At 51.9% G+C, this 20,158-nt stretch carries 17 protein-coding genes, 2 pseudogenes and 1 riboswitch; of the genes and pseudogenes, 13 read left to right on the forward strand and 6 right to left on the reverse strand.

From position 1 onward, the window contains the following. Window positions 1-55: 55 nt before the first annotated feature. From yegQ to yegS, 4 genes are all read left to right on the forward strand, one after another. Window positions 56-1,417 carry a tRNA 5-hydroxyuridine modification protein YegQ gene (yegQ, locus tag ACQG2Q_RS15505; RefSeq protein ID WP_017383261.1) on the forward strand — a complete coding sequence of 454 codons (1,362 nt, stop codon included), beginning with the start codon at window positions 56-58 and terminating at the stop codon, window positions 1,415-1,417. A 408-nt stretch (window positions 1,418-1,825) separates the two neighbouring features. Next, complete coding sequence (locus tag ACQG2Q_RS15510; RefSeq protein WP_023300559.1) at window positions 1,826-2,791, forward strand: hypothetical protein; 966 nt, start codon at window positions 1,826-1,828, stop codon at window positions 2,789-2,791. A 7-nt stretch (window positions 2,792-2,798) separates the two neighbouring features. Continuing rightward, window positions 2,799-3,404: a hypothetical protein gene (locus tag ACQG2Q_RS15515; RefSeq protein WP_022651497.1), complete on the forward strand. Its 606-nt coding sequence runs from the start codon at window positions 2,799-2,801 to the stop codon at window positions 3,402-3,404. Window positions 3,405-3,574: 170 nt separating this feature from the next. Continuing rightward, window positions 3,575-4,474 (forward strand): lipid kinase YegS, encoded by a 900-nt coding sequence (yegS, locus tag ACQG2Q_RS15520; RefSeq protein ID WP_023300561.1) that lies wholly within the window; start codon window positions 3,575-3,577, stop codon window positions 4,472-4,474. An 88-nt stretch (window positions 4,475-4,562) separates the two neighbouring features. Here yegS and fbaB read toward each other — a convergent pair whose 3' ends face one another. Further along, the gene (gene fbaB, locus ACQG2Q_RS15525) at window positions 4,563-5,615 is read right to left on the reverse strand and encodes a class I fructose-bisphosphate aldolase (RefSeq protein ID WP_022648654.1); all 1,053 of its coding nucleotides are present in this window, start codon (window positions 5,613-5,615) and stop codon (window positions 4,563-4,565) included. Window positions 5,616-5,863: 248 nt separating this feature from the next. Here fbaB and ACQG2Q_RS15530 point away from each other — a divergent pair, with 248 nt between their 5' ends. The 3 genes from ACQG2Q_RS15530 to ACQG2Q_RS15540 are packed head-to-tail and all read left to right on the forward strand — an operon-like array spanning window position 5,864 to window position 9,092. Then, window positions 5,864-7,141, forward strand: coding sequence for a nucleoside permease (locus tag ACQG2Q_RS15530; RefSeq protein WP_022648655.1), 1,278 nt, complete (start codon window positions 5,864-5,866; stop codon window positions 7,139-7,141). Beyond that, window positions 7,138-8,142: an ADP-ribosylglycohydrolase family protein gene (locus ACQG2Q_RS15535; protein WP_022648656.1), complete on the forward strand. Its 1,005-nt coding sequence runs from the start codon at window positions 7,138-7,140 to the stop codon at window positions 8,140-8,142. The genes ACQG2Q_RS15530 and ACQG2Q_RS15535 overlap by 4 nt, the downstream gene beginning before the upstream one ends. Continuing rightward, entirely contained in the window at window positions 8,139-9,092 is a 954-nt protein-coding gene (locus tag ACQG2Q_RS15540; protein ID WP_023306586.1) for a PfkB family carbohydrate kinase, read from the forward strand. The genes ACQG2Q_RS15535 and ACQG2Q_RS15540 overlap by 4 nt, the downstream gene beginning before the upstream one ends. Here the strand turns inward: ACQG2Q_RS15540 and ACQG2Q_RS15545 are convergent. From ACQG2Q_RS15545 to thiM, 3 genes are read right to left on the reverse strand one after another with little or no spacing between them, the layout of a single operon-like run. Then, window positions 9,066-9,812: a GntR family transcriptional regulator gene (locus ACQG2Q_RS15545; RefSeq protein WP_022648658.1), complete on the reverse strand. Its 747-nt coding sequence runs from the start codon at window positions 9,810-9,812 to the stop codon at window positions 9,066-9,068. The two genes, ACQG2Q_RS15540 and ACQG2Q_RS15545, sit on opposite strands and share 27 nt — an antisense overlap. Window positions 9,813-9,853: 41 nt before the next feature. After that, window positions 9,854-10,654 (reverse strand): bifunctional hydroxymethylpyrimidine kinase/phosphomethylpyrimidine kinase, encoded by an 801-nt coding sequence (thiD, locus tag ACQG2Q_RS15550; RefSeq protein ID WP_023300565.1) that lies wholly within the window; start codon window positions 10,652-10,654, stop codon window positions 9,854-9,856. Beyond that, entirely contained in the window at window positions 10,651-11,421 is a 771-nt protein-coding gene (gene thiM / locus ACQG2Q_RS15555) for a hydroxyethylthiazole kinase (RefSeq protein ID WP_023306588.1), read from the reverse strand. Before thiM ends, thiD begins: the two co-directional genes overlap by 4 nt. Before the next feature lie 35 nt (window positions 11,422-11,456). Continuing rightward, window positions 11,457-11,553: riboswitch (TPP riboswitch) on the reverse strand. Window positions 11,554-11,884: 331 nt separating this feature from the next. On the opposite strand from thiM, the gene ACQG2Q_RS15560 reads away from it, so the two are divergent. The 3 genes and pseudogenes from ACQG2Q_RS15560 to ACQG2Q_RS15570 form a co-directional block, all read left to right on the forward strand. After that, window positions 11,885-12,670 (forward strand): DUF4225 domain-containing protein, encoded by a 786-nt coding sequence (locus ACQG2Q_RS15560; protein ID WP_426759234.1) that lies wholly within the window; start codon window positions 11,885-11,887, stop codon window positions 12,668-12,670. Further along, window positions 12,580-13,788 (forward strand): IS256 family transposase, encoded by a 1,209-nt coding sequence (locus ACQG2Q_RS15565; protein ID WP_015386429.1) that lies wholly within the window; start codon window positions 12,580-12,582, stop codon window positions 13,786-13,788. Before ACQG2Q_RS15560 ends, ACQG2Q_RS15565 begins: the two co-directional genes overlap by 91 nt. 34 nt (window positions 13,789-13,822) lie before the next feature. Beyond that, window positions 13,823-14,014: pseudogene (locus tag ACQG2Q_RS15570) on the forward strand (DUF4225 domain-containing protein); the annotation flags it as partial. Here the strand turns inward: ACQG2Q_RS15570 and ACQG2Q_RS15575 are convergent. Then, entirely contained in the window at window positions 14,011-14,325 is a 315-nt protein-coding gene (locus tag ACQG2Q_RS15575; protein WP_063849701.1) for a hypothetical protein, read from the reverse strand. The pseudogene ACQG2Q_RS15570 and the gene ACQG2Q_RS15575 sit on opposite strands and share 4 nt — an antisense overlap. Before the next feature lie 166 nt (window positions 14,326-14,491). Next, window positions 14,492-15,732 (reverse strand): annotated as a pseudogene (locus tag ACQG2Q_RS15580) (tyrosine-type recombinase/integrase). An 845-nt stretch (window positions 15,733-16,577) separates the two neighbouring features. On the opposite strand from ACQG2Q_RS15580, the gene ACQG2Q_RS15585 reads away from it, so the two are divergent. From ACQG2Q_RS15585 to ACQG2Q_RS15595, 3 genes are all read left to right on the forward strand, one after another. Further along, window positions 16,578-17,807: a YadA C-terminal domain-containing protein gene (locus tag ACQG2Q_RS15585; protein ID WP_080470154.1), complete on the forward strand. Its 1,230-nt coding sequence runs from the start codon at window positions 16,578-16,580 to the stop codon at window positions 17,805-17,807. Between the two features lie 206 nt (window positions 17,808-18,013). Beyond that, on the forward strand, window positions 18,014-18,457 hold the full coding sequence (locus tag ACQG2Q_RS15590) for a hypothetical protein (RefSeq protein ID WP_022648666.1): 444 nt from the start codon (window positions 18,014-18,016) through the stop codon (window positions 18,455-18,457). Between the two features lie 311 nt (window positions 18,458-18,768). After that, the gene (locus ACQG2Q_RS15595) at window positions 18,769-20,145 is read left to right on the forward strand and encodes a diaminobutyrate--2-oxoglutarate transaminase (protein ID WP_032623920.1); all 1,377 of its coding nucleotides are present in this window, start codon (window positions 18,769-18,771) and stop codon (window positions 20,143-20,145) included. Window positions 20,146-20,158 lie beyond the last annotated feature (13 nt).

Raw genomic sequence — 20,158 nt, forward strand, 5'->3', positions numbered from 1 at the left:
TTACCGCTGCACCTGGTGCACGCGGATCTGACCTGTCATCAGAACGAGAACAAACATGTTTAAACCGGAACTCCTTTCCCCGGCGGGAACGCTGCAAAATATGCGTTACGCTTTCGCCTATGGCGCCGACGCCGTCTACGCGGGCCAGCCGCGCTATTCGCTGCGCGTGCGTAACAACGAATTCAACCACGAGAATCTTCAGCTCGGCATCAATGAAGCGCATGCCCTGGGCAAAAAATTCTACGTGGTGGTGAACATCGCGCCGCACAACGCCAAGCTGAAAACGTTCATTCGTGACCTGAAGCCGGTCGTGGAGATGGGGCCGGACGCGCTGATCATGTCAGACCCGGGTTTAATCATGCTGGTTCGGGAGAACTTCCCGGAGATGGACATTCACCTCTCGGTGCAGGCTAACGCCGTCAACTGGGCAACGGTGAAATTCTGGAAACAGATGGGGCTGACCCGCGTCATTCTGTCTCGCGAGCTGTCCCTAGAAGAGATCGAAGAGATCCGCACCCAGGTGCCGGATATGGAAATCGAAATCTTCGTCCACGGCGCGCTGTGCATGGCCTACTCCGGCCGCTGCCTGCTCTCTGGCTACATCAACAAGCGTGACCCGAACCAGGGCACCTGCACCAACGCCTGCCGCTGGGAATATAACGTTCAGGAAGGCAAAGAGGATGACATCGGTAACATCGTGCATAAACACGAGCCGATCCCGGTCACCAACGTTGAGCCAACGCTGGGTATCGGCGCGCCTACCGACAGCGTGTTTATGATCGAAGAAGCCAAACGTCCGGGTGAGTACATGACCGCCTTCGAAGACGAGCACGGCACCTACATCATGAACTCGAAGGATCTGCGCGCCATCGCGCACGTGGAGCGTTTAACCCAGATGGGCGTGCACTCCCTGAAAATCGAAGGCCGCACCAAGTCCTATTACTACTGCGCTCGTACCGCGCAGGTGTATCGCAAAGCCATCGACGATGCCGCCGCCGGTAAACCGTTCGACACCAGCCTGCTGGAAACGCTGGAAGGCCTGGCGCATCGCGGTTATACCGAAGGTTTCCTGCGTCGACATACCCACGACGACTACCAGAACTACGAGCATGGCTATTCGATTTCCGAACGCCAGCAGTTTGTAGGCGACTTCACCGGCGAGCGTAAAGGCCCGCTGGCCGCCGTCGCCGTAAAAAACAAATTCACTAAAGGCGACAGCCTGGAGCTGATGACACCGCAGGGCAACATGAACTTCCGCCTGGAGCATCTGGAAAACAAAAAAGGTGAGGCGATTGAGGTCGCACCTGGCGATGGCCATGTGGTCTGGCTGCCGGTTCCTGAAGAAGTAGAGCTGGAGTTTGCGCTGCTGATGCGCAATTTTGAAGGTGAAAATACCCGAAATCCGCACGGCAAATAGTCAATCAACGGGATTTTTTCACGCTGGGATAATTCTTAGAATCGGATCACATACCGCTTCGTTCAATACGGGTATTATCCCCCCGCTGAAAAACATAACCCATAAATGCTAGCTGTACCAGGAACCACCTCCTTAGCCTGCGTAATCTCCCTTACGCGGGCTTATTTTTTTGTTAACTCCTGAAATTTTTCCCCCTGATAAATATGGCGTTGCATTGACCCGGGAAAGGTTTGTGTCAGCATTAGGCGTATCATCTAAGCAAGTCGAACGAACAAAGGATCCTAATCACATTTTTAATGGATTTGAGAGGGATGAACACTATTCGGAACATTCCTAATTTTAAGTGTTAACAGGACCTTTACTCTTGATTTATTAACAATCAACGTTTCACACGGACGGAGAGATGAAGTGACATTCACAGGACAACTTTCAAAGGATCTTCCAGATTACGAACTCGCACGCAGTCTTGGTCTTGCCTCTGGCGGCGATATAAATTTCACAGCACTTGCAGGTCAACTGGACTGCAGCAGAAATTTTAGCCAGGCCGGGATTATCTACTCAGACGGTACACGTCAGTGGCTAGTACGGCCATCAAGAAGGATTGCGACACCAAACGAAAGCTCGGTTAGTCATGTAGTCATAACCAAAGTAAATGCCTCACAAGTTAACCCCGTTCACGCAACAACGGCTACGATTCAGTCCCCTTCCCTGGCGACTGAAATTGGTTCAACGGCAATTTCCTGCGGAGCCGCAATTCTTACTGTTGTACTTGCGGCAGGGGCCGGTATGGCTATACCTCTCACTGCAGGGTCTTCCGGTGCTATAGCCGCTGTGATTTTAGCCGGTGGTGTAGCAACTGGAATTCAATGTGCAAATGGGCTTGGCCGACTATCGTTGATTGCTATGAATCACGATGACTACGTTGCGTGGATGGACTCCCAGGAGTGGTATACAGCAACCAACACAGCCCTGGATGCGATTTCTCTTGCCGGGGCTGCTGCGGGTTTAAAAAGCGCTGCATTAACATATCGCCTTCTTAACCGTTCATCGTCTGAGAGTTTGCTCTCCTTATTACAAAAAATGAGCCGGGCCGACCGTACGCGATTAACAGAGGAGATTATTCGTATCCGCAATCCCGGCATCTCGAATTCAGGTGTAAAAGCAGCAATGAAGGCAGGCGTGTATCCCAAACGTTATCCGTCAGAAGCGTTGCAGTTGCTCTTACAGCGTGAGTTGCTGAATACCATTTCAAATTCTTCTGCCTTCGTTGGAAGTGCCATCTCAGGAAATATCAGAAATCCACAGAATGTTGCACAAACGGGTAAATACATTTTTGGTTTAATTCAGTCTTTTTCATTTACAGGAAGTTATTGACCCGTCCATGATGAAATACATTAAAGATAGCCTTGCATTAAGTGCTTTGGTTAAAAGTAAAATGGCGACCGATGATCTCAACCAGCTTGAAACATTAAAAGAACAGTTAAAAGATCGGTTCGGCGTTCCTGTGGGCGTCCATATGACAGGAATTCCTTTGGCAGTGAGCACGTTACTGGCTATTTTTTGCTACGCCATGCTGCAAGTGTCCCTCTGGTTGTTGCTGTTTCGCTGGCTCGGCTTACCCGAATTTAAGGTTATGATGGGAGTATTCATTGCAGCGATTGTGTATTGTCTGGTAGTGATGAGCACGATGTTTCTGACTACACGAGGTTCTTTACCTGGATATAAACTGCATATTTTCGTCATTACGCTGACAGGCATAATGAGCATCATTTATTTCATTTGGACGGGGATTTCGCTTTTATTCGGCCCAGTTGAGAACTACACACCGCAAATAACCTCTTTGCTGGGGCTGGGATGTTTCTTTTTGAACATTATGTGGATGAATTCATCGATTTTTTACCGCTCCATTGCGCTAACGCTACATAATCGGGTCTGGCGTAAGCAGCTCAAAATCGAGGCAAGGCCAATGTCACACCTCAAACGTTGACCACAATAGTCAATTGAGCGGCAGTAGTATGCACTGTAAGCGCTACGGGGTTCTTTAGTCGATTTCAAAGCCCTTACGCGGGCTTATTTTTTGCCTTTCATCCTGTTCTTACCCGCTTTTTCCCTCTCTGGGATACACTCTTTCTATAGCTAAAAAAGGGAGCAACCCGGATGGCAACCTATCCAGACAGTTTATTAATTCTTAACGGCAAGAGTGCAGGCAACGATCTGCTGCGCCAGGCGATTACCGAATTGCGTGAAGACGGAGCATGCATACACGTGCGGGTAACGTTTGAAAAAGGCGATGCGGCGCGCTACATCGACGAGGGCATCAGGTTAGGTGTTCAGACCATCATTTCCGGCGGCGGCGACGGAACGATCAACGAGATCGCCGGTGCGCTCATTGACCTCAACGCCGCAGCTCGCCCGGCGATGGGGATTTTACCGCTCGGTACCGCCAACGATTTTGCCACCAGCGCCGGTATTCCGGAGGATTTAGGCAAAGCGCTACAGCTGGCCATTCTCGGTAAGGCTACCGCCGTCGATATTGCTCAGGTGAATGAAAGAACCTGCTTTATCAATATGGCGACGGGCGGTTTCGGCACCCGCATTACCAGCGAAACGCCGGAAAAACTGAAGGCCGCGCTGGGCGGCGTTTCGTATCTCATCCATGGTCTGATGCGCATGGACACGCTCAGGCCCGACAGCTGTGAGATCCAAGGTGAAAACTTCCACTGGCAGGGCGACGCGCTGGTGATTGGTATCGGCAACGGGCGGCAGGCGGGGGGCGGTCAGCAGCTTTGCCCGGAAGCATTGATCAACGACGGTCAATTACAGCTGCGTATTTTTACCGGCGACGGGCTGCTGCCTGCGCTGTTTACGACGCTGACGCAGCCAGAGGAGAGCCCCAATATCATCGACGGGAAATCCGCGTGGTTTGAAGTGATCGCCCCACACGGCATGACCTTTAACCTTGACGGAGAGCCGCTCAGCGGCGAGCGATTCCGCATTGAGGTGTTGCCCGGGGCGTTGCAGTGCCGGTTGCCGCCGGACTGTCAGCTTTTGCGCTGATGTGTTGCCGGGTGGCGGCCCTCTTCCCGTATGCACTGAACAGTCCCCTCTCCCCGTTGGGGAGAGGGTTAGGGTGAGGGGAAAAGACTTAAGCGATCGTGACCTTACTGTCCAGATAGACGTCCTGAACCGCGTTGATCAGCTTCACGCCGTCGGCCATAGATTTTTTGAACGCCTTACGGCCGAGGATCAGCCCCATGCCGCCAGCGCGTTTGTTAATCACCGCCGTGCGCACCGCGTCGGTCAGATCGGTTTCACCGCCTGCCGCACCGCCGGAGTTAATCAGCCCGGCGCGGCCCATATAGCAGTTCGCCAGCTGGTAGCGCACCAGATCGATCGGGTTGTCGCTGGTCAGCTTGCTGTAGACGCGGTCGTCGGTATAGCCAAAGTTCACCGCTTTATAGCCGCCGTTATTCTCGGCCATTTTCTGCTTCACGATGTCCGCGCCGATGGTCGCCGCAAGGTGGTTTGCCTGACCGGTCAGATCCGCAGACACGTGGTAATCCACTCCGTCTTTTTTGAACGAGCCGTTACGCAGATAGGCCCACAGCACGGTTACCATGCCCAGCTCGTGGGCGCGCTCGAACGCCGCGGAGATCTCTTCTATCTGACGACGCGACTGTTCAGAACCGAAATAGATGGTTGCCCCGACCGCCACCGCACCCATATTGAACGCCTGCTCGACGCTGGCGTAGAGCGTCTGGTCGTATTCGGTTGGGTAGCTCAGGGTTTCGTTGTGGTTCAACTTAACGAGGAACGGAATGCGGTGGGCATAGCGACGCGACACGGAGGCCAGCACGCCGTAGGTGGAGGCCACGCAGTTACAGCCCGCCTCAATCGCCAGCTCGACGATATTTTTCGGATCAAAATAGAGCGGGTTCGCGGCAAACGATGCCCCCGCAGAGTGTTCAACGCCCTGGTCAACGGGCAGAATAGAGAGGTACCCGGTTCCGCCCAGGCGGCCGGTATTATAAAGCGTCTGCATGTTTCGCAGTACGGCAGGAGGACGGTTGTTGTCGACCATGACGCGGTCTACGTAATCATGGCCAGGCAGATAAAGCTGGTCGGCTGGAATGGTCATACAACGATGCTGTAAAAGGCTGTCGGCGTCTTTGCCAAGCAGCTGCGCAATATCAGTCATAGTGATGCTCCCGTATGTCCGACATGATGTCGGAGCGTGTGATCCAAGCCCACGTTTTTGCAGGCAGACTAAGCCTGGTACCGTCTTAACCTATTTTCCACCATTTGCAACTTTTTTAAGCACAATCTGCTGGCTCGTTTCATGTACAACATTTTTGTTACACTGATCAAACAATCGCCTTAAAGGTATTTAAAAGGTATTATCACATGGTATGTTACATGCGTACCTCTGACATGCAGGATTAAAAAATGAAAACGAAAGTCCAACTGTCATTCATGATGTTTGTTGAATGGTTTATCTGGGGCGCGTGGTTTGTGCCGCTGTGGCTGTGGCTGAGCAAGAGCGGGTTTACCGCCGGGGAAATTGGCTGGTCCTATGCCTGTACCGCTATTGCCGCGATCCTCTCTCCCATCCTGGTCGGCTCGCTGACCGACCGTTTCTTCGCCGCCCAGAAAGTGCTGGCCGTGCTGATGTTCGCTGGCGCGATTCTGATGTATTTCGCAGCACAGCAAACCCAGTTCAGCACCTTCTTCCCGCTGCTGCTGGCCTACTCCCTGACCTATATGCCGACCATCGCGCTGACGAACAGCATCGCTTTTGCGAACGTCGATGACGTGGAGGCTGATTTCCCGCGCATCCGCGTGATGGGCACCATCGGCTGGATTGCATCCGGCCTGGCGTGCGGCTTCCTGCCGCAGATGATGGGCTATAGCGACATCTCTGACACCAATATCCCGCTGCTGATGACCGCTGCCAGCTCCCTTCTGCTCGGCGTCTTCGCACTTTTCCTGCCGAATACCCCGCCGAAGAGCACCGGCAAGCTGGATATCAAAGTGATGCTGGGGCTGGATGCGCTGATCCTGCTGCGCGATAAAAACTTCCTGGTGTTCTTCTTCTGCTCATTCCTGTTCGCCATGCCGCTGGCTTTCTACTACATCTTTGCCAACGGCTATCTCACCGAAGTGGGGATGAAAAACGCCACCGGCTGGATGACCCTCGGCCAGTTCTCTGAAATCTTCTTCATGCTCGCTCTGCCGTTCTTTACCAAACGCTTTGGTATTAAGAAGGTCTTGCTGCTGGGCCTGATCACCGCCGCCATTCGCTACGGCTTCTTTGTTTACGGCGGTGCCGAACAATACTTCACCTACGCCCTGCTGTTCCTCGGCATTCTGCTGCACGGCGTAAGCTATGACTTCTATTACGTCACCGCGTACATCTACGTGGATAAAAAAGCGCCCGTGCATATGCGCAACGCGGCGCAGGGCTTGATCACGCTGTGCTGTCAGGGCTTTGGTAGCCTGCTGGGTTACCGTCTCGGCGGCGTGATGATGGAAAAAATGTTCGCCTATAAAGAGCCGGTGAATGGGCTGACCTTCAACTGGGCCGGAATGTGGACGTTTGGTGCAATCATGATTGTAGTGATTGCCGTGCTGTTTATGCTGTTTTTCCGCGAATCGGATAAAGAGATCACCGCAATTGAGGTGGTTGATGGCGATACCGCGCTGACACGAGGGGAAGTTAAATGAAACAAGACCGTATTCTCGGTGCTCTTTACGGGCAGGCGTTAGGGGATGCGATGGGGATGCCGTCTGAACTGTGGCCGCGCAAGCGGGTGAAAGCGCACTTCGGCTGGATCGACCGTTTCTTACCCGGCCCGGCTGAGAATAATGCCGCCTGCTACTTTAATCAGGCCGAATTTACGGATGATACGTCGATGGCGCTGTGCTTGGCCGACGCGATTATCGAATGCGACGGGGAAATTAATCCTGACGTTATCGGTAAGCATATTCTGGACTGGGCGCTGGATTTTGACGCGTTCAATAAGAATGTGCTCGGCCCGACCTCCAAAATTGCCCTGAACGCCATCCGTGACGGCAAGCCGGTGAGCGAGCTGGAAAATAACGGCGTCACCAACGGGGCGGCGATGCGCGCCTCCCCGCTGGGATGCCTGCTACCGGCCACGCGTCTGGCACATTTTGTTGAACAGGTTGCGTTAGCCTCCAGCCCGACCCATAAATCGGATCTCGCCATCGCCGGTGCGGTGGTGATCGCGTGGGCGGTTTCACGCGCTATCGACGGCGAGCGCTGGCAGAACATCGCCGATGCCCTGCCGGGTATTGCCCGTGCGGCGCAGGAGGCGAACACGACCACTTTCAGCGCATCGCTTTCCGCTCGTATTGAGCTGGCCCTGAAAACCGTGCGCGAAGCCAACGGTACGGAGACCGCCAGCGAGCAGATCTATCAGCTTATTGGCGCGGGCACGAGCACACTGGAGTCCGTTCCGGCGGCGATTGCGATGGTCGAACTCGCGGGCACCGATCCGAACCGCTGCGCGGTGTTATGCGCCAACCTGGGCGGTGACACGGACACTATCGGCGCGATGGCAACGGCCATCTGTGGCGCGCTGCACGGTGTACAGGCCATTGATCCGGCGCTTAAAAGCGAACTTGATGCCGTAAACCAGCTTGATTTCGGACGCTACTGCGAAAAACTGCTGCACTTCCGGGAGCAAAGGGAGGGCGTATGAGTGCTTTTGCCCGCCGTCTCGAAACCCTTCACGCTACGCGCCCTGTAACGGTGCTCGGCGCGGCGGTCATCGACGTGATTGCCGACGCCTACGCCCTGCCCTGGCGCGGGTGTGATATCGAGCTTAAGCAACAGGGAGTGAATATTGGCGGCTGCGCGCTGAATATCGCCATCGCCCTCAAGCGGCTCGGCATTGCAGCGCAAAACGCGCTTCCCGTTGGCCACGGCGTGTGGGCCGATATTATCCGTAATGCCATGGCGAAGCAGGATCTGCACAGCGCCGTGGAAGCGGAAACGGGCGATAACGGCTGGTGCCTGGCGCTGGTGGAGCCTGACGGTGAACGGACCTTCATGTCGTTTAGCGGTGTGGAGAATCAGTGGCAGCAACGCTGGCTGGACGGGTTAAGCGTGCCAGAGAAAAGCCTGATCTATTTGTCCGGCTACCAGCTGGCGTCGCCCAGCGGCGAGCTGCTGACGGCCTGGGTGGAACGTCTTCAGGATGTGACGCTCTTTATCGATTTCGGTCCGCGCATCGCGGATATTCCCGACCCGCTGATGGCGCGGATTATGGCCCGTAAACCGGTTGTCTCGCTCAATCGGCAGGAGGCGGAACTTGCCGCCGAATGGCTTGGCGTGAACGTGGAACAGCTCGGCACTCAGTGGCAGCAACGGTTTGGCGCTGCGCTAATCGTACGCCATGATAAAGACGGGGCGGTCTGGTACGACGGTGACGCTTCCGGACACGTTCCGGCATTTCCTGCTACCGTCGTCGATACCATCGGCGCCGGTGACAGCCATGCGGGAGGTACCCTTGCCGGGCTGGCTGCGGGATGGTCACTGCCAGAGTCGGTGCAGCTTGGCAATGCCGTGGCCGCCTGGGTAGTCAGCCATCGCGGTGGAGACTGCGCCCCCACGCGCGAGGCCCTACTCCTCGCACACAAAGACGTATAGGTCGCTGCGGCAGTAGCTGATGCTGTACTCAATTGGTCGCTGCTGTTGATCGAGCGCGACTTGCTTGATCACCAGCACCGGTATCTTATCGTCCATCTTGATATGCGCCTGAAACTCGCTGTCCGGCATCCGGGCGCTGACGCGGGAACGGGTGCGCTGCGGAAAGATATTCTGGCTGCGGAAGTAATCATAAAGCGAGACGCCAATGTCGTCCGGGTTGGGAATTAATCCTACCGGTACCCAGGACTCCTCTATCGATACCGCATCGTCATCCACGTAACGGATGCGCTTAAGCAAAAACACATCGCTTTCCGGCGCAAGGGAAAGATGGCGGGCGATCTCTTCCGGGCACTTCACGATGCGTTTATTGACCCACAGGGTGTTGGGCGTTTTGCCACGCAGCACCACCTGCTGAGAAAAGCCGCGCGCCTCTTTCAGCGAATATTCAAAGATATTGTTGATTTGCGTCCCGTATCCACGCGCGCGGGTAACGACGCCAGCCTCTTCCAGCGCCTGCATGGCTTTACGCACCGTAATACGCGACACACCGGCCAGCTGGCTCAGATCGCGCTCGCCGGGCAAAATATTACCGTGCGCGAGCACACCGCTGCGCACCGCGTTCTTGACCGTTTCGGCAAATTTCAGATACAGCGGCGTGTTGTCCGGTGCGGCAATTCGTTCCTTGAGTTGAGCAATTAACCGGGTATGCGCTTGTTCCATCTCTGTTTTTCTCTGGCATGAGTTTCATGCCAGTATACGGCTTACCACCATGCATGAAAATGGTGAACCGGACCAATACCGTGACCCACTTCCAGAGAATCGGCTTTTGCCAGCGCGCCCGAGAGCCAGACCTTCGCCTCCTGCACCGTATCCGCCCATGTGGCGTGACGAGGACGCAGCGCCGCCAGCGCCGCCGAGAGCGTACAGCCCGTGCCGTGGGTGTTTTTGGTCTGGACACGTGGCGCGGTGAAACGTTGCGTGCCATCGTGGGTGAAAAGCCAGTCCGGGCTTTCTGCATCATCAAGATGGCCGCCTTTCATCAGCACCGCGCGACACCCCATCGCCAGCAGCGCATTCCCCTGCTCTTTCATCTCACGTTCGTTTTGCGCGTGTGGCGCATCCAGCAGCGCGGCGGCTTCAGGCAGGTTTGGCGTGATCAGCGCAACCTGCGGCAGCAGCTTTTTACGCAGAGTGTCGACAGCCGAGGCGGAGAGCAGCGGATCGCCGCTTTTGGCCAGCATCACGGTATCAAGCACCACGTTTTTTATCTGGTAGTGTTTGAGACGTTCAGCGACCGCTTCAACAATGTCCGCCTCTGCCAGCATGCCGATCTTGGTGGTGTCGATACGTACGTCGCTGAATACCGAATCCAGCTGCGCGGCGACAAAATCCGGGTCAATGCGATACACCGACTGTACGCCGCGCGTGTTTTGCGCAACCAGCGCGGTGATAACCGAGCACCCATATGCGCCGAGCGCAGAGAAGGTTTTCAGGTCTGCCTGGATCCCCGCTCCGCCGCTGGGATCGGTACCCGCAATAGTCAGGGCATTAATGCGCGTCATACCTGTTCCTCCAGCGCGTAAAGCGCGTCCAGAAACGCGGAGACAAAGCTGCCGGGCCCCCGGCTTTGAGTCAGGGCAACTGACCCTGCGCGCTTCATAAAGCCGCAGGCTGCCGCCGCGTTATCAAGCCTGTCGCCAGGCAGCGAGCAGCAGGCGGCGACGACCGCCGAGAGCGCACAGCCAGTTCCTACCACGCGGGTCATCAGCGGGTCGCCGCCCGCGACCGTACGGGTTCGCTGGCCGTCGGTGATGTGATCCACTTCCCCTGTGACGACTACAACGGCGTGGGTCTGGCGGGCAAGCGCCTGCGCAGCGGTCAACGCGCTCGCTGCCGTATCGGTGGAATCGACCCCACGTCCGCCCGCACTCATTCCGGCAAGGGCGAGGATTTCGGAGGCGTTGCCACGAATGGCCGCAGGTTTAAGGGATAATATTTGCTGGCAAAAACGGGTGCGGAACGCCAGCGCGCCAACCGCGACGGGGTCCAGAACCCAGGGTGTGCCCGCGGCTACCGCGCTCTCAATAGCCCGACGCATCGACTGGGCGCGCGGCGCGGTGAGCGTGCCAACGTTGACGAGCAGGGCATCGGCAAGCGCGGCAAACTGTTCCGCTTCCTCGGCTTCGATCACCATTGCCGGGGAAGCACCGAGCGCGAGCAGAACGTTGGCGGTGAAGGTCTGCACGACATCGTTGGTCATACAGTGCGTGAGCGGGGAACGGGTTCGGAATTGATGTAAAACGTGTGAGTCGAGCAGGTCAGGCTGCATGGTTTCGCTCCTGCCGTGCGGAAAGAAGCGATGACCGGGTAGGCATCTGACTTCCCTACGCTGGCATTATCCAGATCAGGTAATACGGGTATTTCTCAGCCTTCACAAGGAAGGGCACCCCGAGTCAAATAAAACAAAATCAAAATCTTGCGATTAATGCTCCTCATTAATCCCTGGTCAGGATAGTAATGCCAGCGGGAAGACTTGTAAACGGCAAAAGCGGCCCTTTAGAGCCGTGAGTGACAGGATGAGTGACAGTTTGTGTGACACAAGTATCCATCCATTTCTTAGACTCAAGCCGTCTCGAGTATAAGAATATGCAGGTACACTGAGGATCGCAGGAAGTGCAGCCCCGGTATTACTGACTAATGCTATTTGCCACTATTACGGAATACCGGTTTAAGGTACAAAAAAGCCGGGATGCACGTAAAATGACCAGACACATTTTGGGAAGGAGTCTTCAATGGATATCGCGCTGCTCGACAGGGGCTGGAACAGAACATGGTCAGATACAATGGTGAATCTGGAAGCCCGTAAACTCGTCGAAACAGCAAACCGGCTGTCAGCATTCTATTTGCAAAATGGTCTTACACGTATCAAGTTTGTCGAAGAGATAAGGCAGGTCGTAGAGAAAGAATTTGAAACTGCACGACGGGCCAAAACCGATGAAGAATGCATTGCATGCATCAAAAATCTGCGTGCCGAAAGAGATAATCTACAAGAACAAGAACGCCTGTTAAGAACCAGAGCCGCACAACTTTATGCAAAGGTCGAGTTTGTCAAGGAAAATAACAAGATAGTCGGGTATGTGATTTCGGCTGTGAATGTGGTGCTTTCAGGGATGGTTTTCTACGGCGGAATGATCATGATCTCGACGATGACCCCTATTGGAGTCCTCGCTGGTGCACTCTTAGTTGCAGATGGCGCTAACGGTATAACTAAAGAAGTGAATAAATTTTTATCTGAAGGACAATCTAACTCTGAAGGTGTGGTCGCTGACAAAGTGATTAATATTGCTCAGTTTATGGGGTTTAAGGCTGAATCTGGTCTGGCTTTTTATAACACTCTAACACTAAGCGCAAACATGAGTCTGTACATAAATTTGTGTAATTGCCTGATTTTGATATGTTCAATCCAACATCAAAAGCAGGTTAATTTATGGACGAAAAACAGTTGCAGGCTCTGGCTAACGAACTGGCCAAAAATCTCAAAACCCCTGACGATCTCAACCAGTTCGATCGCCTGCTGAAGAAAATCAGCGTTGAGGCGGCTCTCAACGCCGAAATGTCCCACCATCTGGGCTACGATAAAAATCAGCCCAAACTGGGGGCTAATTCCCGTAACGGCTATTCCACAAAGACCGTTACCACCGGCGATGGCCCTCTGGAACTACGTACCCCACGCGATCGTGATGGCTCCTTCGAACCCCAACTGGTGAAGAAAAACCAGACCCGCATTACCGGCATGGATAACCAGATTTTATCGTTGTATGCCAAAGGGATGACCACACGCGAGATCGCCGCCGCGTTCAAAGAGTTGTATGACGCGGATGTCTCACCCGCGCTGGTCTCAAAGGTCACCGATGCGGTCATGGAGCAGGTTGTCGAATGGCAAAATCGTCCGCTGGATGCAGTCTATCCCATTGTTTATCTTGACTGTATCGTCCTGAAAGTCCGACAGGATAGTCGTGTCATCAATAAATCAGTGTTCCTGGCGCTGGGCATTAATATCGAAGGCCAGAAAGAGTTGCTGGGGATGTGGCTGGCCGAAAATGAAGGGGCGAAGTTCTGGCTGAATGTGCTGACAGAATTGAAGAATCGTGGCCTGAACGATATCCTCATTGCCTGCGTTGACGGCCTGAAAGGTTTCCCGGACGCCATCAACGCGGTGTATCCGGAGGCCCGCATCCAGCTGTGCATCGTGCATATGGTGCGCAACAGCCTGCGGTTCGTCTCCTGGAAGGACTACAAAGCCGTCACCCGCGACCTGAAAGCGATTTACCAGGCACCGACGGAAGAAGCAGGCCAGCAGGCGCTGGAAGCGTTCGCCGCAGCCTGGGACAGCCGCTATCCGCAGATAAGCCGAAGCTGGCAGGCAAACTGGGCCAACCTGGCGACGTTCTTCGCTTACCCGGCAGACATCCGCAAAGTCATCTACACCACCAACGCCATAGAATCACTGAACAGCGTGATCCGGCATGCTATCAAAAAGCGTAAGGTGTTCCCGACGGACGACGCGGTGAAAAAGGTGGTGTGGCTGGCAATCCAGGCGGCCTCACAGAAATGGACGATGCCGCTGAGGGACTGGCGTATGGCAATGAGCCGCTTTATTATCGAGTTCGGTGACCGCCTGGACGGTCACTTCTGAGAAAAGGCATTTACACAGAATCGTGTACAGGGTCGCAAACATCTACAGCATTGTTGGATTAGCGCGAAAAGCAGGTGCCTGGCGATTGTTCCGTTGGCTTCCCCACGATTACTACCGTCAAGTCAACACAATGAGCCGCCCCAAGTTAACTATGAAAATAGTAGGCTACGGTATCAAGGCTAAGGTTATTTTTGACCTGCTTTCCACCGAATCACCGAATCATTAGCCCCTGTATTTTCTCCAGAACCGCCAGGATTTGTAAGAAAGGACTGGCGGTTGAACAAAAACAGCAATCAGCATTGCTATGAATAAACCGATCCCGGTTGATATGATATATTCTATTTCATTTGAAATAATTACCCAGAGAAACATTGCTGTGAAAGCGCAAAAGATCCAAAGAATTATCCTGAATCGATTAGCTAGATCCTGAATCGCCTCTCCCAACGTGCCGCCATAGCTTTCAACGTTGTTTTTTATCTTCTGTACATCAGATTGAGTAAAGCCAGAACGTAGTAAGGCGTCTTCTGTAACATCCATATTATCTCTCAGCATTTCTTAACTGGCGATGGTATACACAATCATACTGATGAACTTTACAGCAATCCAGCCGAAACTTTGCGGCAGACTCTACCGCCCTTTCCTTAGTCCTGGTAATACCAAGACGTTACAACCAAGCCAAACCATCTATCACGTAACAAACTGATCATAACGGAAAGGTGTGCAAATAGCGTCTGGTAATACCAGGCCGCTCTTCTCATGACCGACCATCTGTTGCAGATGTGCCAAGTTACCCACCCAGCCAGCTAAACAGGTTGAAATCATGGTGTGCCGGACACTGTGAACTAGCCGCCGCTGTCCATAATCATCACGGTACGGAATACCAAGCTGATCGCGGACTTCGGCTAAAATTTTGCCGATCTTCGGCATATTCTTGCCAGACACAGGCGAGAAAATCTTCTCTTTCCATTGATGATTTACAAAATCGAGGAACCCCCACTCGATCAGTTTGGGATGGATCGGCACCTGCCTTGTAACGTTCTCGGTTTTACCCTGTCCTCCTTCAGCGATCAGGAGATAGTGCCGCTGGCTAACTTCATCAAATTTGATTTGTGATTTCTCCAGCTTGACGATCTCCCCTCTTCTGGCTCCCGTGTACGCCAACAGCAAGGTGATCCACTTCTGCCACCCGTCAGGCTGCTTGAGCGCCCACCCTACAAACTTTCTCATTTCCGCTGCACTGTAAGCTCCAAACCTCGCTTTCGACGGTGCGGCGACTACTCCATCTGTCGGAGACTTCTCCAGAATATCTTTATTATCAGTCAGGAAGGTTTTGAAGAGCGATTTATAAATCTTCAAATGCTTGTGGATAGACTCAGCGACAACCAAATCTTCAGGCGGGACATCATCACACTCGATCAGTTGCTGAACAGTCATTGACCGATAAGGCTGCACTACACGCTTAGGCAAGTTTTCAACAACTTCCATAAAGCGCTCATTGGCCTGTGAAATTGCCTTCATCCAGTTTTGGGCTTTCTCTTTTTTGTACATATTCTAGGCGCCAGCCAGTGTTAACACATCCTTTGACTGTGCTTCTGTTTGTTCTTCCTCATCTTCTGAAGGCGCAACAACCTCGCGGTATTCCTGGACAACTATCGGCTGAAGAGTGCGACATTCTTCACTGAGAAATTGGTGCGCCAGCCATTGTTCATTCTGCTGCTTCAGGCTAGTGCCATACTCGGAAAGACGTTTACCGAAGTGATCCGGTTGGATGGTTCCACGTTGAACCAGTGGAATTACAGGAGAAGCAAAAGACATGAGCAACTGCGCCTGGGTGTGGCTGTCAGTCTCTAACGACTTACGGAAAAACTTATTATCAGGCAGGCGAAAACGAACGTAATAAACCCCGTTACGTTTAATGGTGTAGCGTATGGTCTGGTGTCCCATTTCGTGAGCCTCGATGTGATCGGCTAAACAAAACGGTTCGAAAATCACAGATAAGTCTTTGATTTTATCTTGGATAATTGCCAGGACTACGCTGGCATTATCCAGATCAGGTAATACGGGTATTTCTCAGCCTTCACAAAGAAGGGCACCCCGAGTCAAATCATCTATAAAACAAAAGCTTAAACAATACTTTGTTATTTAGTGTACCCGCGGTTGAGCCTGCTGACAACCATTTTCCCTTTATCTCACTGCCTCAGAAGGTACAGACGGGTTCAGGTTACACAAAAAATGAGAAATTCTATTGTTCATTTTCCGGTATTATTTGTACTGATTAAATAACTAACATTCAATTCACATTACAAATATCTTTATTTAATGTTTACATTGGAAATCTTACGGAAGAATATCATGCCCTTTATTTAAATACACCCGCTCGATAATGTTTACTTTCAGCTTTAAAGGTTGTGATTTTCATTTGAAAACCTCCGTGTAAACCTTAATTTCCATCACTTAAATAAAAACCGCATAAGTGTTAAAATAAAATCTCATAAAAATCATAAGGTTAAATTAAGACAGTTCACAAGCGCATCACAACAACTTGATTTTAAAGAAGAAACAATGCAAGAGCATTATTTCTCATCATTCTTATCATTAATAAGAAACATGATCAAAATCAATATTTCTCGCCGCGAAATATCTATAGTTTCGCTCCGTTACCAACATAAATATTAAATACAACTATAAAATTCGACACACTTAAACTTACCCATTCAGCTCTGCTTAAACAAACGTTAGCAATATCGCTAGCGTATATTTTATCTGCCAAACACTGTGAGTCATTTCAAATGAAACCTGTTAGTAAAACCGTCATCGCTGTCGCTATTATCGGTGCTCTTTTTGCTGGTTCAATGAACGTAGCTAAAGCTGCTGATGTAAATGTAAATCTTAACGATAATGTTACCAATTCAGGTGCTTTTATTCAGGTTCAAGGGACTAACAACACCGCATATAACCTTGATAACATCAAGGTTAGCAACACTCAACAAGACGGACAAATCTATAATCTGCAAGGGGATGTTGAGAAGGCAAACATTGCTATCAATAATGCGCAAGATACTGCTAACACTGCTGTAAATAAAGCTGATGCTGCTCAAGCTGGTGTTAATGCTAATGCACAATTTAACTCTACTTTAAATCAGAAAGTAGATGATAACAAAGCTGATCAGATCTCCACCGACAACAAACAAAATATTTTGATTAATGACATTAACAACAAAGCAGACACTGCTTTACAAGGTGTTGTTAACAATGGTTCCGATATTAAATCATTGCAAGATGAAAGCGCGTTACAAGGTTCTGTATTGATTAACCATGATCAACGGATCACCGCTTTAGAGAACCAAACACCACCTAAAGACGGTGTTAATGGTAAAGATGGTGTTGACGGTAAAGACGGGGCAACGGGTGCTACAGGCGCTGCAGGTGCAACTGGTGCGCAAGGTTTAAAAGGTGATACAGGCGCACAAGGTATAGCTGGGAAAGATGGTGCTCCAGGTGTTAAGGGTGAGAAAGGAGATAAAGGAGATTCCATCAAAGGTGATAAGGGCGACACTGGCGCTAAAGGTGATAAAGGGGATGCAGGTAAAGCTGGCTCTAACGGAATCACAACTACCATCACTAAGAAAGAAGTTGATACTAAAACTATCAATCTGGTTAAGTCACTCAATACCCAAACTACAGCACAAGCTAAAGATCTGAAAGCTGCTCAACAAGTGTTCGCACAAGCGCAAGCTAACACTAACTCTCAATTCAAGAGCCTGAAAGATGAAGTTGATAGCAATAAGAAAGAAGCCCGATCAGGTGCTGCTAGCGCTGTAGCTATCGCCTCTATGCCTCAAGTAGAGAAAGATCAGGCTGTCATGTTCTCTGCTGGTGTAGGTAGCTTTAAAGACGAGCAAGCTGTTAGTGTGGGTGCATCCTTCCACGTTGGTAGCAACACCATCGTTAAAGCTGGCGTAAGCGATTCTACAAATAATGATCTTGCTATGGGCGCAGGCATCGGGATTGGCTTTTAAGAAAAACACGTAACTCGACTACATTCATAATAGAGGAAGCTTTTCAGGGCGACAGTACTTCGCTGATGGAAAGTATGATGATGGCCAATAACATGCTCAAACACATTTTTATTTCAGCTGCCCTGTATCTATTGCTTATTTCGGTCGGGGTCTGGATCGGCATTATGTACGTTTCTTATTATTTGTGTCGTTTTTAAGGTGATAAAATGAAAAAATCAATGATGCTAGTGTTAAGCGCTGCCGTACTTGCTGGGTGTATTTCGCCTGCACACGCTATTAGCGCACACTATCGTGCTCAGTTAGAGCGCTCGGGATGCACGCAAATTAGCGCTGGCGATGGATCTTGCGATATCAGCAAAACCAAAGCGGAAAACGCGGCACAACACGAACCAACGGCATCCGTTCACGATCCCCTTCGCGAAGCCTCGTTCTCGTCGGATACGGTTAACGCTACCCTTTCTAACGGCTTTTTTAGCGCTACCGTGAACGGCAAAAAAGCCAGCGTTAAACGTCTGAATGCGAATTTCTATGAGATCCATGGTAACGGTTTTGTGATATCGATAAGCCTGGATGAAAACGGTATTACGGACGCGTCATGGAATAAAACAAAGGGACGTGAACACGGCGTTTTACGCGTTACCCAAAAATAAACAGTCTAAGGAGGCTCTCCGCCTCCTTTTAGCCTGCCAGGCGCACAATTTGCCACACTCTTTCATCTGATTTTACAATGCTGACAATCCATATATAAATCACTGTTTTTATTGAGAATAAACTGCATATTTTTGCCGGAAAATGAGGTTATCCCCTCCCCTGTGCCCTGTGTCACAAAACAGTAAACAAATTAACCATTGAGCCCGGTGACAAAAGGCTCTATATTGGCGGCGTTTTTTTCAGGCCCCATCTGTTTTTTAACTTTTTATTCAATCGTTGCTCATAACGAAGCGGCGGTTGTAGGAGTGATATGATGACGGATAAAGTCCGTATTGACACCGTAGATGCCCACAAAAGCAACGAAACCTATCTGGCCCGTCAGGCCGAGTTTGAATCTAACGTCAGGAGTTATCCGCGCAAACTGCCTTTAGCGATCACGAAAGCAGAAGGCGTGTGGATCACCGATGCAGATAATAAAGAATACCTTGACTGTTTAGCAGGCGCAGGCACCCTCGCGCTTGGCCACAATCATCCTGATGTGCTGAAAAGCATCCAAAATGTCATTACCAGCGGCTTGCCGTTACATACCCTGGATCTGACTACGCCGTTGAAAGACGCGTTTTCAGAATACCTCCTCTCTCTGTTGCCTGGTCAGGGCAAAGAGTACTGTCTGCAATTCACTGGCCCGTCCGGGGCTGACGCCGTTGAAGCGGCGCTGAAGCTGGCGAAAAAAGTAACCGGTCGCAGCGGTATCATCAGTTTCTCTGGTGGTTACCACGGTATGACCCACGGTGCACTGTCCGTCACCGGTAACCTGTCTCCGAAAGAAGCGGTTGACGGTATGATGCCAGAAGTCCAGTTCATGCCATACCCACACGAGTACCGCTGCCCACTGGGTATCGGTGGTGAAGCGGGCGTGAAGGCGCTGACCTACTACTTCGATAACCTGATCAACGACGTTGAAAGCGGCGTGCGTAAACCTGCCGCGGTGATCCTGGAAGCTGTTCAGGGCGAAGGCGGCGTGAACCCGGCTCCGGCTGAGTGGTTGCAGCGCATCCGTAAAGTGACTCAGGAACACGGCATTCTGCTGATCCTCGACGAAGTTCAGGCTGGCTTTGCCCGTACCGGTAAATTCTTTGCCTTCGAACACGCAGGCATTGAGCCTGACATCATCGTGATGTCCAAAGCAGTTGGCGGCGGTCTGCCACTGGCTGTGCTCGGTATCAAGAAGCAGTTCGATGCGTGGGCGCCTGGTCACCACACCGGTACCTTCCGCGGCAACCAGCTGGCGATGGCAACCGGTCTGACGACGCTGAAGATCCTGAAAGACCAGAATATCGCGGGCAAAGTTGCCGCACAGGGCGAATGGCTGAAAGGCCAGCTGAAAGAGATGGCGAAACGCTATCCGGTTATCGGCCACGTTCGCGGTCTGGGCATGATGATCGGTATTGAAATCGTTAAGCCACATGAAGCCGCCGACCACATGGGTTGCTTCCCGGGCGATGGCGAGCTGTCTGCACTGATCCAGAAGAAGTGCTTCGAAGCAGGCCTGATTCTGGAGCGTGGCGGCCGTAACGGTATCGTTCTGCGTCTGCTGCCGTCACTGCTGATCAGCGATGACGAGCTGAAAGTCTTCCTGGATAAATTCGAGCAGGCACTGCTTGCTGCGGGCGTTCGCCCGGCGTAACCGGAGTTGTTGA

Source organism: Enterobacter cloacae complex sp. 370H10 (assembly GCF_050031535.1).
Taxonomy (GTDB): Bacteria; Pseudomonadota; Gammaproteobacteria; order Enterobacterales; family Enterobacteriaceae; genus Enterobacter; species Enterobacter intestinihominis.

Excerpts from the sequence above, each read along its gene's own strand:
- yegQ (WP_017383261.1), top strand. The coding sequence starts at position 56 with ATGTTTAAACCGGAACTCCTTTCCCCGGCGGGAACGCTGCAAAATATG.
- ACQG2Q_RS15515 (WP_022651497.1), top strand. The coding sequence starts at position 2,799 with ATGATGAAATACATTAAAGATAGCCTTGCATTAAGTGCTTTGGTTAAA.
- yegS (WP_023300561.1), top strand. The coding sequence starts at position 3,575 with ATGGCAACCTATCCAGACAGTTTATTAATTCTTAACGGCAAGAGTGCA.
- fbaB (WP_022648654.1), bottom strand. The coding sequence starts at position 5,615 with ATGACTGATATTGCGCAGCTGCTTGGCAAAGACGCCGACAGCCTTTTA.
- ACQG2Q_RS15530 (WP_022648655.1), top strand. The coding sequence starts at position 5,864 with ATGAAAACGAAAGTCCAACTGTCATTCATGATGTTTGTTGAATGGTTT.
- ACQG2Q_RS15535 (WP_022648656.1), top strand. The coding sequence starts at position 7,138 with ATGAAACAAGACCGTATTCTCGGTGCTCTTTACGGGCAGGCGTTAGGG.
- ACQG2Q_RS15540 (WP_023306586.1), top strand. The coding sequence starts at position 8,139 with ATGAGTGCTTTTGCCCGCCGTCTCGAAACCCTTCACGCTACGCGCCCT.
- ACQG2Q_RS15545 (WP_022648658.1), bottom strand. The coding sequence starts at position 9,812 with ATGGAACAAGCGCATACCCGGTTAATTGCTCAACTCAAGGAACGAATT.
- thiD (WP_023300565.1), bottom strand. The coding sequence starts at position 10,654 with ATGACGCGCATTAATGCCCTGACTATTGCGGGTACCGATCCCAGCGGC.
- thiM (WP_023306588.1), bottom strand. The coding sequence starts at position 11,421 with ATGCAGCCTGACCTGCTCGACTCACACGTTTTACATCAATTCCGAACC.
- ACQG2Q_RS15560 (WP_426759234.1), top strand. The coding sequence starts at position 11,885 with ATGGATATCGCGCTGCTCGACAGGGGCTGGAACAGAACATGGTCAGAT.
- ACQG2Q_RS15565 (WP_015386429.1), top strand. The coding sequence starts at position 12,580 with ATGGACGAAAAACAGTTGCAGGCTCTGGCTAACGAACTGGCCAAAAAT.
- ACQG2Q_RS15575 (WP_063849701.1), bottom strand. The coding sequence starts at position 14,325 with ATGGATGTTACAGAAGACGCCTTACTACGTTCTGGCTTTACTCAATCT.
- ACQG2Q_RS15585 (WP_080470154.1), top strand. The coding sequence starts at position 16,578 with ATGAAACCTGTTAGTAAAACCGTCATCGCTGTCGCTATTATCGGTGCT.
- ACQG2Q_RS15590 (WP_022648666.1), top strand. The coding sequence starts at position 18,014 with ATGAAAAAATCAATGATGCTAGTGTTAAGCGCTGCCGTACTTGCTGGG.
- ACQG2Q_RS15595 (WP_032623920.1), top strand. The coding sequence starts at position 18,769 with ATGATGACGGATAAAGTCCGTATTGACACCGTAGATGCCCACAAAAGC.